Annotated in this window: 10 protein-coding genes and 2 pseudogenes; 5 read left to right on the forward strand and 7 right to left on the reverse strand. The window is 65.7% G+C overall.

Features of this window, described 5'->3' with window-relative positions:
* The 3 genes from EB75_RS29085 to EB75_RS27575 form a co-directional block, all read right to left on the reverse strand.
* Positions 1-200 (reverse strand): hypothetical protein (locus tag EB75_RS29085; protein ID WP_142239863.1); only part of this gene is annotated, 200 nt, incomplete at its 3' end.
* Between the two features lie 343 nt (positions 201-543).
* Positions 544-2052 (reverse strand): glycerol kinase GlpK, encoded by a 1509-nt coding sequence (glpK, locus tag EB75_RS27570; RefSeq protein WP_073698391.1) that lies wholly within the window; start codon positions 2050-2052, stop codon positions 544-546.
* Complete coding sequence (locus EB75_RS27575) at positions 2049-2813, reverse strand: IclR family transcriptional regulator (protein ID WP_286150334.1); 765 nt, start codon at positions 2811-2813, stop codon at positions 2049-2051. Before EB75_RS27575 ends, glpK (EB75_RS27570) begins: the two co-directional genes overlap by 4 nt.
* Positions 2814-3073: 260 nt before the next feature.
* Between EB75_RS27575 and EB75_RS27580 the strand changes: the two genes are divergently transcribed.
* The 5 genes from EB75_RS27580 to EB75_RS27600 are packed head-to-tail and all read left to right on the forward strand — an operon-like array spanning position 3074 to position 9626.
* A complete protein-coding gene (locus EB75_RS27580) occupies positions 3074-3829 on the forward strand; it encodes an MIP/aquaporin family protein (RefSeq protein ID WP_217267734.1) in 756 nt (251 codons plus the stop codon).
* Positions 3830-3863: 34 nt separating this feature from the next.
* Entirely contained in the window at positions 3864-5378 is a 1515-nt protein-coding gene (gene glpK / locus EB75_RS27585; RefSeq protein WP_073698394.1) for a glycerol kinase GlpK, read from the forward strand.
* Positions 5379-5434: 56 nt separating this feature from the next.
* Positions 5435-7156 carry a glycerol-3-phosphate dehydrogenase/oxidase gene (locus EB75_RS27590; RefSeq protein ID WP_073698395.1) on the forward strand — a complete coding sequence of 574 codons (1722 nt, stop codon included), beginning with the start codon at positions 5435-5437 and terminating at the stop codon, positions 7154-7156.
* Positions 7156-8202 (forward strand): class II fructose-bisphosphatase, encoded by a 1047-nt coding sequence (glpX, locus tag EB75_RS27595; RefSeq protein WP_174557741.1) that lies wholly within the window; start codon positions 7156-7158, stop codon positions 8200-8202. Before EB75_RS27590 ends, glpX begins: the two co-directional genes overlap by 1 nt.
* Positions 8199-9626, forward strand: coding sequence for a DUF2252 domain-containing protein (locus EB75_RS27600; RefSeq protein WP_073698396.1), 1428 nt, complete (start codon positions 8199-8201; stop codon positions 9624-9626). The genes glpX and EB75_RS27600 overlap by 4 nt, the downstream gene beginning before the upstream one ends.
* Before the next feature lie 258 nt (positions 9627-9884).
* Here the strand turns inward: EB75_RS27600 and EB75_RS27605 are convergent.
* The 4 genes and pseudogenes from EB75_RS27605 to EB75_RS27620 all read right to left on the reverse strand — a co-directional run.
* A pseudogene (locus tag EB75_RS27605) lies at positions 9885-10808 on the reverse strand (IS256 family transposase); the annotation flags it as partial.
* 19 nt (positions 10809-10827) lie between these two features.
* Positions 10828-11148: pseudogene (locus EB75_RS27610) on the reverse strand (integrase core domain-containing protein); the annotation flags it as partial.
* 4 nt (positions 11149-11152) lie between these two features.
* Complete coding sequence (locus tag EB75_RS27615) at positions 11153-12502, reverse strand: IS30 family transposase (RefSeq protein ID WP_286150335.1); 1350 nt, start codon at positions 12500-12502, stop codon at positions 11153-11155.
* On the reverse strand, positions 12442-13298 hold an 857-nt coding region (locus EB75_RS27620; RefSeq protein WP_142239864.1), incomplete at its 5' end, for an IS3 family transposase. The genes EB75_RS27620 and EB75_RS27615, both read right to left, overlap by 61 nt.

Consider the following 13298-nt stretch of genomic DNA (forward strand, 5'->3'; position numbering starts at 1 on the left):
GTCATCAACACCGATGACGCCGACATCGTCATCTTCAACGACGGCCAACACCCGTGACGGTAGCCAGGCCCGTCCAACGTGGACTGCAACACCGCCTGCGCGTTGGCCAGCAGGAATGCCCGCAACGCCGCGCCATCACCGTCACGGCCCACCCGGCGCACCATCAGCGAGCAACCTGCCGGTGGGAACGACGATCCCACCGCGCCTGAGTAGCGGCCTGATGGCGGGCCGATTTCGGGGCCGCCGGTTCGTCGGCATCGTCGATATCAAGATCCTTCACGAGACGGCTTTGCTGGGCGTCGGTTTGCCTGACTTCCGTCACGGGGCCGCTTACCGGCCCTAATGCGTCACGTGACGTTACGTACCGGGTGTGGCGATGCCTTTCCCGGAAGGCTACTTTTTCTCGCCCAGTAGCGCCCTTCGCGGCCAATGACACGCTGATGGGGCCCACTCCTGACTCACGAAAGCCCGCAGCGGTGTGCGCACCTCGGATCCATTTGCCGTACTGACCGGCCTGGGCTCGGCCCGCCCCCGCATCGCCCGCTATCGCCTGGTGCGACCCCATGCGGATGTCAGGCGTACGGCGTCTTGCCAGCGTCCAAGTTCGAACGCGCGGCGGGAATCGTCCATCGCTGGAAGCCACTCGGCAGCGCGCTGCCAGTTTTGTCGTAGGACGGCCTTGTTCGGCCAGTACCCGGCGCCGAGGCCGGCGGCGTAGGCCGCGCCGAGCGCCACCGTCTCGGTCATCATCGGCCGAACCACCGTCACGTCCAGAAGATCCGCCACGGTCTGCATGAGCAGATTGTTGGAGGTCATTCCGCCATCGACCGCGAGGGACCTGGTGGGCCGTCCGGCATCCGAGTCCATCGCTTCGACGACGTCACGCACTTGAAAGGCGACCGCCTCCAGGATCGCTCTGGCCAAATGGCCGCGGCTGGTATGTCCGGTGAGCCCGACGACGATCCCCTGCGCCGCGTGGTCCCAGTGCGGCGCCAGGAGACCGGAGAACGCGGGGACGATATAGCAGCCGCCGTTGTCCGCGACGGTGTTCGCGACGGTCTCGATTTCGGGAGAGGCGTCGATGAAACCCATGTTGGTGCGGCACCAGTCGACGAGCGCACCCGCGACTGCGACGGAGCCTTCGAGCGCGTAGACCGGTGCCTCGCCGTCGATCGCGTATGCGACGGTGCTGATCAGACCGTGGCGTGACTGCACGACGTCGCCGCCGGTGTTGAGGAGTAGGAAGCTACCGGTGCCGAATGTGCACTTCGCCGCGCCGGCGTCGAAGGCGGTCTGCCCGAACAGAGCGGCCTGCTGGTCCCCGATCAGCGCGGTGACTTCGATACCCTCGATCGGCTCCCGGGTGCGGCCGAATCGGGCCATGGTGGGTCTGATCTGCGGCACCATCGACCGCGGGACACCGAAGACCGCCAACAGCTCGTCGTCCCAGTCGAGTGTCTCCAGGTTCATCATCAGCGTCCGGCAGGCATTGGTGACGTCGGTGGCATGCACACCGCCGTCCACTCCGCCGGTGAGATTCCACAGAAGCCAGGTGTCGATCGTGCCGAACAGGACATCGCCACGCTGCGCCCGTGCACGGAGGTCAGGGATGTGTTCGAACAACCAACGCAACCGGGGTCCGGAGAAATAGGTGGACAAGGGCAGTCCCGTGCGCGCGGTGATCTCGGCCGGGTCCATCTCCCGTGCGATGGTCTTGACGATGTCCGCGGTGCGGACGTCCTGCCAGACGATAGCCCGATGTACGGGGCGGCCGGTATATCGATCCCAGACCACAGTGGTCTCACGCTGGTTGGTCAAGCCCAGTGCGATGACCTGGCGGGAGTCGATGTCTGCGTCAGCGATCGCCTCGGGCAGTATGGCGCAGACCGTACGCCAGATCTCTTCGGCATCGTGTTCGACATACCCCGGACGAGGGAAGAACTGCTCGTGCAGACGCTGCGCGATGGAAACCATGTGACCATGCCGGTCGAACACCATGCACCGACTCGACGTCGTCCCCTGGTCGAGCGCGGCGACGAAATACTCGGTCACCGGCTCCGCCCGTGCCCGAGTTCGCGGGAAATCGACCGTCCCGTCCGGACCACCAGCGTCACCAGCGCCTGGCGTGGCCGGCCGCGTGTGTCGCAGAGCCGATCGCGGTGCCCACCGACGCCGACCGCCGCCACAACCGATCCGTGCTGATCGCGAATCGGGGCCGCGAGGGTAGCGATCTCGGGCTCGCATTCTTCGACCTCGGCGGCCCAGCCTTCGTCGCGGACGTGGGCCAGTTCCATATCGAGCCGGACCTTGTCGGTGATGGTGTGAAACGTCAACCCGTCCAAGGCGATACCATCGATGCTGCGGTATGCACCGACATCGTGCGCCAGCAGGATCTTGCCGAGTGCCGATGCGTGCAGCGGGGTGCCGGGGCCTCCGCCGAGGCCCTTGTCGGTCCTATTCGACGGAACGACACGGTGAACCGTGACAACGCGACCGTCGCGGAACGCCGCCACGCGGACCGCCTCCCCCGATCGTGCGGCCAGTGCATCGGTCCAATTGATTGCCCGGGACCGCAGCAGGTTGACGTCGATGCGCGCTGTGCCCAGGCCGAACATCATCGACGCGATCCGGTAGCGCGCGGAATCGGGGTCCTGCTCGGCAAACCCCGCCTCCAGTAACGTCTTCAACAGACCGTGCGTGGTTCCCTTTGCCAGGCCAACCGCCTCGGCGATCCGGGCGAGCGTGACTGGCTCTGATTCCTTGGCCAGTACTCGCATAATCGCGGCGGCTCGTTCCACCGACTGCACCGACACCGGCTCAGCGTATAGCGTGCACGGCCCATCCGTTCGGCATTGCCGAACGGAGCGCATTCGGTGATGCCGAACAGGAACCGTTGGCCGCTATCACCGTGATGGTTACCGTTCGCTGGCGGCCATGATGAGACTGTCCTCACATCCCTGGCCAGTTGGGTGCCGAATCACACCGGATACGCGAAAAGGGGAACAAGATGGCATCGGATACACGACAGGAGAATTTCGATCTACCGTCTGCGGTGGTCCGAGTTCCGTCCATGATCGGAGAGTTGGCAGCCGAATTCTTCGGCACGTTCGTTCTGATCCTGTTCGGAGTGGGTGTGGTGGCGCAGGTGGTCGCCGGCGGACTCGGCGATCACGACAGCATCGCCTGGGCGTGGGGCTTTGGGGTGATGCTGGGCATCTATGTCGCGGGGCGGGTCAGCGGTGCGCACCTCAACCCGGCGGTGACCATGGCTCTGGCGCTGTTCCAAGGCTTTCCGTGGCGAAAGGTCGCACCCTACGCCAGCGCCCAGATTGCTGGCGCGTTCCTCGCAGCCCTGGTGGTGCGGTGGAACTACGCCGAGGTTCTCGCCAAATTCGACCCCGGTCACACCGTCAAGAGCCAGGGAGTTTTTTCGACACTGCCCGGCAACGGGACGTTGCCCGTCACCGATCTGGGCGCCCTGCGCGACCAGATCATCGGCACGGCGATACTCGTCCTGTTGGTCTTCGCGATCACCGACGCCCGCAACTCGGCGCCGTTGGCCAACCTGACGCCATTCATCGTGGGCCTGCTGGTGGTGGGCATCGGCATGGCATGGGGTACCAACGCCGGATACGCCATCAATCCCGCCCGCGATTTCGGGCCGCGGCTGGCGTCATTCGTGACCGGATTCGACAACGCCTGGCGCGATCAGTACGGAAACCTCTACTTCTGGGTTCCCATCCTCGGCCCGCTGATCGGCGCGGTAATCGGCGGGGCCCTCTACAAATACTGCATCGCACGTTTCCTACCCAGCGACATCAACCACTGACCCAACACCACCGACAACCACTGAAGGAGCAGTAATGGCTGAGTTCGTAGGTGCCATCGACCAAGGCACCACCAGTAGCCGGTTCATGATCTTCGATCACTCCGGAAACGAGGTGAGCAAGCACCAGCTCGAACACGAGCAGATCATGCCCCGACCCGGCTGGGTCGAACACAACCCCGTCGAAATCTGGGAGCGCTCCACGTCGGTGGTGCAGACGGCGCTCAACAGTGCCATGTTGCAGCCGACCGACCTTGCCGCTCTTGGGATCACCAACCAGCGCGAGACGACCGTGGTGTGGAACAAGAAGACCGGACGGCCGTACTACAACGCCATCGTCTGGCAGGACACCCGCACCGACAAGATCGCCAGCGCACTGGAGAGAGACGGCCGAGGGGCGGTGATCCGGGAAAAGGCGGGTCTGCCGCCGGCGACCTACTTCTCCGGCGGCAAGATCGCCTGGATTCTGGAGAATGTTCCCGGCGCCCGGGCCGACGCCGAGAACGGCGACGCCATTTTCGGCAACACCGACTCCTGGCTGCTGTGGAATCTCACGGGCGGTCCGGACGGCGGTATCCACGTCACCGACGTCACCAATGCCAGCCGCACGATGTTGATGAACCTCGAAACGCTCGACTGGGACGACGAACTGCTGGGGTTCTTCGGTATTCCGCGGGCGATGCTGCCCCAGATCCGGCCTTCGTCGGACCCCACCTTGTACGGGCACACGTCTACGACGTTGCCCTACGGTGGCATCGCCCTGGGCGGTGCCCTCGGGGACCAGCAGGCGGCGATGTTCGGACAGGTCTGCTTTGCTCCGGGCGAAGCCAAGAACACCTACGGCACCGGAAACTTCTTGCTGCTCAACACCGGGACCGAACCGGTACGTAGCAAGAGCGGGCTGCTCACGACCGTGTGCTACCAGCTCGGCACCAACGCCCCCGTGTACGCGCTCGAGGGATCGATCGCGGTGACGGGCTCGGCGGTGCAGTGGCTGCGTGACCAGCTGGGCATCATCGCGGGCGCAAGCGAAGTGGAGACGCTCGCCCGGCAGGTCGAGGACAACGGCGGCATCTACTTCGTTCCGGCGTTCTCGGGCCTGTTCGCGCCCTACTGGCGAAGTGACGCACGGGGCGTCATCGTCGGCCTGAGCCGATACAACACCAACGCCCACGTAGCCCGAGCCACGTTGGAAGCGATCTGTTATCAGAGCCGCGACGTCGCCGAAGCCATGGAAACCGATTCGGGTGTACACCTCGAGGTGTTGAAGGTCGACGGCGGAGTCACGGCCAACGATTTGTGCATGCAGATGCAGGCCGACATTCTCGGCGTGCCGGTCAGTCGGCCCGTCGTCGCCGAGACGACGGCCCTCGGCGCGGCCTACGCGGCGGGTTTGGCCGTCGGTTTCTGGAAGGACACCGATGAACTGCGCGCGAACTGGAACGAGTCCCGACGCTGGACTCCGGAGTGGAGCGACGCGGACCGTACCGCCGGATACGCCGGTTGGAAGAAGGCGGTAACACGTTCGCTGGACTGGGTCGATGTCGAGTGAGTGGTCTGATGTCCGAATTCCCTCTGGCACAGAACTAATTTCGAGGAGAACTAGACGTGAGTACAGCACAACCCCTGAGCCCCTGCGCGCGGACTGAGGCGCTACGGCGGCTCAGCAGCGAAGAGTTCGACATCCTCGTTATCGGCGGCGGAGTGGTCGGCGCAGGCGCGGCGCTCGACGCGGCCACCCGGGGATTGACGGTCGGGCTGGTCGAGGCCCGGGACTACGCGTCGGGAACGTCGAGCCGATCCAGCAAGTTGTTTCACGGCGGGCTGCGTTATTTGGAGCAGTTCAACTTCGCCTTGGTGTTCGAGGCGCTGCGGGAACGCAGCCTGGTGCTCAACACGTTGTGTCCGCATCTGGCTCGCCCGGTGCCGTTCATCTATCCGCTGGAGAAGAAGATCGACCGTGGGTACGTGGGACTGGGCATCGGAGTCTATGACGTCATGGGCGCCGGCCGTGGAGTGCCCGGCCATCACCGGCACCTGAGCCGCCGAAAGACGATGGAGTCCTTCCCTTCCGGGAACCGTTCCGCTATCCGCGGCGCGGTGCGCTTCTACGAGGGACAGGTCGACGACGCGCGGCACACCATGATGCTCAGCCGCACGGCCGCCGAGTTCGGCGCGGTATGCGCGAACAGCACCCGCGTCATCGGGTTCCTCCGGGAGGGCGACCGTGTGGTCGGAGCCACCGTGCGAGACCTCGAGAGCGGCAACGAGTTCGACATCCGCGCCCGTGAGGTGATCAACGCCGCGGGGGTGTGGACCGACGAGATTCAGCAGATGGTGGGGGGCCGTGGTCAATTCAAGGTGCGGGCGTCGAAAGGCATCCACCTGGTGGTGCCCCGCAACAGGATCAACTCGGCGACCGGGATCATCACCCGCACCGAGAAGAGCCTGCTGTTCATCATTCCGTGGGGCAGCCATTGGATCATCGGTACGACCGACACCGACTGGGCGCTCGACCTGGCTCACCCCGCGGCCAGTCAAACCGATATCGACTACCTGCTCGCCCACGCCAACACCCTGCTGGCCGACCCGCTCACGCGTGAGGATGTCGTCGGTGTCTACGCGGGGCTGCGCCCGCTGCTGTCAGGCGAATCCGATTCGACGAGCAAACTGTCGCGTGAACACGCCGTCGCCAGTCCGGTGCGCGGTCTGACCGTCATCGCGGGAGGCAAATACACCACCTACCGGGTAATGGCAAAGGATGCCGTCGACTCGGCGGTGCACGGACTGGAACGCAAGGTCCCCGAGTCCTGTACCGAACGCGTGCCGCTGGTCGGGGCCGACGGCCATATCGCCGCATGGAATTCGCGGCACCGGATCGCCCAGGATGCCGGCCTTCGGGTGTCCACCGTCGAGCACCTGCTGGGCCGCTACGGCACCCTGATCACCGAGCTGCTGGACCTGATCGAGCGACGTCCCGAATTGGGTGAGCCCCTCACCGGCGCCGACGAGTACTTGAAGGTCGAGGCCTACTACGCCGCCAGCCATGAGGGCGCCCGGCATCTCGAAGATGTGCTGACCCGTCGGACCCGAATCTCGATCGAGGTCCCAGACCGGGGCGTCGCCGCCGCCCGCGAGGTCGCCCAGCTGATCGCGCCGGTATTGGGCTGGGACGATGCGGACATCGCTCGCGAACTCGCGCACTACGACGCACGCGTGGCCTCCGAGGTCGATTCGCAGCACCAGGCCGACGACCTGACCGCCGACGCCTCTCGACTCGGGGCACCCGATGTCCGACTCGGCGCGGCCGCTCACAGGGATGGTGTGTGATGACGCAGGGCAGGACCACCGCGCTGCACATGCACCCCGACCGCAACTTGGCCCTGGAACTGGTGCGGGTGACCGAAGCGGGCGCGATGGCGGCGGGCCGCTGGGTCGGCCGCGGCGACAAGGAGGGCGGCGACGGTGCGGCCGTCAACGCCATGCGCCAGCTCGTCAATACGGTCGCAATGCGCGGCGTCGTCGTCATCGGTGAGGGCGAGAAGGACGAAGCCCCAATGTTGTTCAACGGCGAAGAGGTCGGCAACGGCAACGGCCCCGAATGCGATTTCGCGGTGGACCCGGTCGATGGCACGACACTGATGGCCAAGGGCATGCCCAATGCGATCTCCGTGCTGGCAGTCGCCGAACGCAATGCCATGTTCGACCCGTCCGCAGTGTTCTACATGGAGAAGATCGCCGTGGGTCCCGACGCGGGCGACGTCATCGACATCACCGCGCCGGCGCCCGAGAACGTGCGCCGTGTCGCCAAGGCCAGGAAATCGTCGGTGTCGGATATCACCGTCTGCATTCTCGACAGACCCCGGCACCATGACCTGATCCAACAGGTCCGCGACACCGGAGCACGAATTCGTCTGATCTCCGACGGCGATGTCGCCGGGGCCATTGCGGCCGCGCGCCCGGAGTCGGGCACTGACATGCTGATCGGGATCGGCGGTACCCCGGAGGGCATCATCGCCGCGGCGGCGATGCGCTGCATGGGCGGTGCCCTGCAGGGCAGGCTCGCTCCGACGGACGACGCGGAGCGTCAGCGTGCGCTGGATCACGGTCACGATCTCGACCGGGTCCTGTTCACCGAGGATCTCGTCTCCGGTGAGAACGTGTTCTTCACGGCAACCGGTGTGACCGACAGCGACCTGGTGCGCGGTGTGCGCTACACCGGAGGCGGCGCCCACACCCAATCGATCGTGATGCGCGCGAAATCGGGCACAGTTCGGATCATCGACGCCTTCCACCGCCTGTCGAAGCTACGCGAATTCTCCGGCGTCGACGTCGACGGGGATTCAGCCTCGACGCAGCCACCCTCGCTGCGATGAGCGGCGCAACCGAAGTCCCCCAAGGCCGGCACACCGTGCTGGCCGACACCGACAGCAGTCCATACCACTCGCTGCTGAGGCGCCCGGTCAGCCGTGCCGAGCGGTATGAACTGGGCCGCAGCCTGCGCCACAAGGTGCCGCGGCGGTCGCTGGCGGACTGGTCGCCGACCGCGGATCGTCCCGACCCGGTCGGGCTGATCGAGGAGAACCACCACGGTCGCCTGGACCGGCTGATCCCGATCCGGGTGGGCCGAATGGTGGCCTCCCCGTACGGTTTTCTGCGCGGCACCGCGGTGGTGATGGCCGAGGACGTCGCCCGCCTGCCATCGACGGGCATCAGGCCGGTGGTGTGCGGTGACGCGCACCTGGGCAACTTCGGGTTCTACGCCTCACCCGAACGAGACCTGGTGATCGACCTCAACGACTTCGACGAGGCGCATCCGGGCTGCTGGGAATGGGACCTGCGCAGGCTGGTGGCCGCCATCTGGGTGGCGGGCCGGCAGAACGGGGCCACCGAGGACGCGCTCGGCGACGCGGTGCGCTCATGCGTCAGCGCCTACCGCCACGAGCTGCGCCGGCTCGCGAACGAGCCGCTGTTCTCCCGCTCGTTCACCCGAATCGACGTCGACCGGCTGGCCGGCCAGATGGCCGGACCGCTGCAGGACGAGGTGGTGCGCTCGGCGAACCGCGCCCGCAACCGCACGAGCGACCGCGCACTGCCACGCTTCACCAAGGAGGTGGGCGGCGTCCGCCGGATCGTCGAGGAGCCGCCCCTGATCACGCGGCTGCCCGACCGCGAAGCCGAGGCGCTCGCCGTGGCGCTCGACGACTACCTACAGACCCTCACGACGCACTGGCGCCGGGTCCTCGGCGGGTACACCCTGCTCGACGTCGCACACAAGGTGGTCGGTGTCGGCAGCGTCGGGCTGCGCGCGTATGTGGCTCTGCTGGAAGGGTCTTCGCCGGAGGACGTGGTGTTCCTCCAGCTCAAGCAGGCCCGGCGGTCGGTGCTGGCGCGCTACGTGCACGGCGAGTCGGCATGGCACGCGCACCAGGGTCAGCGCGTGGTGGAGTACCAGCAGGCACTGCAGACCGTGAGCGATCCGCTGCTGGGCTGGACCACCATGGACGGACTGCAGTACTACGTGCGCCAGTTCCGCAACATGAAGGGCACCATTCCGCTGGACGCGATGGATGCCAATGCGCTGGTCGACTATGCCGGCGTGGTGGGACAGCTGCTGGCCAAGGGCCATGCGCGCACCAGCGGCGCCTCGATGATCGCCGGCTACATGGGCCCGTCGGCACGCGTCGACGACGCCCTGTGCGTCTTCGCCCGCCGCTATGCCGACCAGACCGAGGCCGACCATGCGCTGCTGGTGCAGGCCGTCAACAGCGGCAGCATGCCCGTCGAACGCGGGGTGTAGCAGGGCAACCTCCGGCGCGCGCGACGGGACCGTGTGATGATCGAGCAACGGCCTGCTGGCGCAGGGCTCGCGAATTCGCGAATCTGTTTCTGCACTACGCGTTCGACGCGTGGATGACCTGGTCGGTTGTTCCGGTAGGTCTTTCGCGTTGAGGATCGGTGGAAGTGCTCTGGTTATTACTGGAACACAGCAAACGGTCACGTCCCAGGAAGTGGTGTAAGAGCGTCGCGTGTTCGCGTGAGGCTCTGCCAGTAATCACTATGCCGTGAGAGCGGCTGTGGGGGCAATGGTTTCGGCGCTCTGGTCGGTGTTGTCGAGCAGTGCGAGGCTGGTTTCGGACAGGTAGCGTTTGTCGGCGACCTGCCATTCGTCATGAGCCTCGACCAGGACCGAGCCAGCCAGGCGCAGCAGGGCAGCGGGGTTGGGGAACACTCCGACGACGTCGGTGCGCCGTTTGATTTCCTTGTTAATGCGTTCCAAGGGGTTTGTCGACCAGATCTTCTTCCAATGCGGCACAGGGAAATCGGCGAACGCGGTGATGTCGTTGGCGGCCTCGCGCAGCATGGTTTCGACTTTGGGGAATTGGCGGCCCAGCATCCCGGCGATGGTGTCGAGTTGCTCGCGCACGTGCTCGGCGTCGGGTTGGGCGAAGACGGTGCGGATCGCCGCGGCGACCATTTCCGCGGAGCCCTTGGGGACTTGGGCGAGCACGTTGCGCAGGAAGTGCACCCGGCAGCGCTGCCACGCCGCCCCGATCAGGACGGCTTCGATGGCGGCCCGTAGGCCGGCGTGGGCATCGGAGATGACCAGTTGCACCCCGGTCAGGCCGCGGGACTTCAATGACCGTAGAAACGCCGTCCAGAACGCCCCGTCCTCGGAATCGCCGACCTCAAAGCCGAGCACTTCACGCCGGCCGTCGGCGGCCACTCCGGTGGCGATGACCACCGCCTGGGACACCACCCGATGGTTGACCCGGGCCTTGCAATAGGTGGCATCGAGAAAGACATACGGGAAGCGCTGCTCGCCCAGTGGGCGGTCGCGGAAGGCGGCGACTTCGGTGTCGAGGTCTTTGCAGATCCTCGAGACCTCGCTTTTGGAGATCCCGGTATCGGCCCCGAGGGCTTTGACCAGGTCGTCGACCTTGCGGGTGGAGGTGCCGTGCAGGTAGGCCTCCATGACTGAAGTACCCCAGGTTTCGTTCCTACTCGGTTGCGAGGGCCGGGGATGGCTGGCTCGCGGGTTGTGAGGTGCCGGTGAGGGCGGCCTCGTACTCGGCCGGTGGAACGTAGCCGAGGGCTTCGTGCAGGCGTTCCTGGTTGTACCAGGCGACCCATTCGGCGGTCGAGAGTTCGACGTCGTCGACGCACCGCCACGGCCTTCTCCGATTGATCAACTCGGTCTTATAGGCGGCGTTGACTGCTTCGGCGAGGGCGTTGTCATAACTATCGCCACGCGACCCCACCGACGGGGCGATGCCAAGCTCGACCAGCCTGTCGGTATAGGCCAGCGATAGGTACTGAGCGAGTTCAATCGGTCGATGCAACACCGGGTTCTTGGAGCGAGTGTAGCTGCTGTGCAAAGACTTCGGCGGGGGTCTTCCAGCCGAGGACCTTGCGCGGTCTGTTGTTGAGCGTCAGCGCCACAGCTTCGAGTTCCTCGGCAGACCATCGCGATAAGTCAGTTCCTTTCGGAAAGTACTGACGCAGAATGCCATTGGTGTTCTCGTTAGTGGGTCGCTGCCACGGAGAGTGCGGGTCGGCGAAAAACACCTTCGTTCCGGTATCGAGTGTGAACTGGGCGTGCGCGGCCAGCTCTTTGCCGCGGTCCCATGTGAGGGTCTGACGCAGCTGCTTGGGCAACTGCGCGAGCGATGCGATCAGGGCGGCATTCATCGCCTCGGCGCCGTATCCGCTCAACGCCGGCCCGTTCTTCACCGGCGGCTCCTGCCCCCACCCCTCGAGGCGGGGAAGGTGAACCAGCATCACCGAGCGGCTCTTGCGTTCCACCAGGGTGCCGATCGCTGAGCGGCTAGTACCGATGATTAGGTCACCTTCCCAGTGCCCGGGCACGGCACGATCAGCGGCTTCGGCGGGCCGTTTGCTGAAGACGACCTCGGCGGTGACGTGCCCCTGCGGCTTGTTCTGAGTCCTTGCCCTCGGGACCCGCAGCGACCGGCCGGTTCGCAAGCACGCCACCAACTCTCGCTTGAGCGCCCCACGCCCCTGGATGTACAACGACTGATAGATCGCCTCGTGACTGATCCGCATGGACTCATCATCGGGGAACTCCATCGGCAAACGGTGCGCGATCTGCTGCGGGCTCCAGGCCGTCGACCAACGCCTGTCCTGTCGATGCGGCTTGTTGCGCCCCTTCCAGGCCCCGGTTTGTGGACCTGGAACGGCGGTGCCGTCCGGGCGGTGAACGCTGCCATTGAGACGCTGCTGCACGTACTCGCGTAACTGTTCGTTGACCACCAGCTTCGCCGGTTTCGGCCGCTTCGCTGTTTGCTGGGCTTTCCACTGCGCCACACCTGCGCGGTAGACCCGCGCTCCACTGCGGGTGGCTGCGTTTCTGCGCAGTTCCCGAGACACCGTCGAGGGGTCACGCCCAATCTCGCGGGCGATCTCACGCACGCCAGCGCCCTGGGCACGCAGCAGCGCAATCTCCTCCCGCTCTGCGAATGACAGATACCGGCCCGTAGGCTCATCCAGACTGATCGGTGGCATACCGCCAGCGTGGCGAAACCACCGCTGCGCCACCGGTGCTGACACGCCGACTCCAGCAGCAGCATCGTCGGTCGAAACGCCCTGGGCGATCAGCCGCCAAAACTGGCGCTGCACTGCACGCGAGGGCTCCGGCCGCCCTGGTGACCGCATCGCCGGCCGCAACGCCCGGTCAGCCGCCCACTGCCGCCGCCCGCCAACGGATTTCGCTTCCTTGAGCTTCGCCACACAACACCTCCGTGATCAAGGTGTTGCGACGACCAGTTGAATCCGCCCTGCGATCCGCGGTCGGAATGATGAACCAACTCAGATAGATCTGAGTCTGCCTGCCACACAGCATGATTGAATGCCTGCAATGGAAGATCCTCAGTGCGCATCGTCGAGGCCACAGCCCATCCGGCGATCTTGCGAGTGCACGCATCGGTGACGAACGCGGTGTAGCAGAACCCCTGCCAGGTCCGGACGAAGGTGATGTCGGCGACCCATAGCCGGTTCGGTGCGCCAGCCTTGAACTGCCGGTTGACCAGATCGGCAGGCCGCTGGTCGGCGGGGTCGGTGAGCGTGGTGAACACCGGCTTGCCCCGCTGCACCCCGCGCAGACCCGCCTTGCGCATCAGCCGACGGGTCTGCTCGCGGCCCAGGTGCCATCCCTGGCGTTTCATAGCGTGATGCATCTTCTTGACCCCGTACACCGAGAAGTTCTTGCGGTGCACGGTTCGCAGGTCGGCGATCAGTTGTTCGTCGCGGATCTCGCGGTCGGATGCCGGCCTGCTGCGGGCAGCCCGGTAACCGCGGGACGTGAGGAACCCCGGGATAGCTGCCCGCAGAGCACGGCAGATGAGCTCGACCCCGAACTGATCGCGATGAGTGTCGATGAAGGCGATCATTTCGTCGCGGGGCGGTCGGTGAAAGTCGGCCCGGGACGCGGTGACAACCGTTGGGGCTGTTC

The sequence above is a fragment of the Mycobacterium sp. ST-F2 genome, from assembly GCF_001905655.1.
Classification (GTDB): domain Bacteria; phylum Actinomycetota; class Actinomycetes; order Mycobacteriales; family Mycobacteriaceae; genus Mycobacterium.

What these genes read in the sequence shown, in the direction of transcription:
- glpK (WP_073698394.1), top strand. Translation starts at nt 3,864, where the DNA reads ATGGCTGAGTTCGTAGGTGCCATCGACCAAGGCACCACCAGTAGCCGG.
- glpX (WP_174557741.1), top strand. Translation starts at nt 7,156, where the DNA reads ATGACGCAGGGCAGGACCACCGCGCTGCACATGCACCCCGACCGCAAC.
- EB75_RS27600 (WP_073698396.1), top strand. Translation starts at nt 8,199, where the DNA reads ATGAGCGGCGCAACCGAAGTCCCCCAAGGCCGGCACACCGTGCTGGCC.
- EB75_RS27615 (WP_286150335.1), bottom strand. Translation starts at nt 12,502, where the DNA reads ATGCGGTCACCAGGGCGGCCGGAGCCCTCGCGTGCAGTGCAGCGCCAG.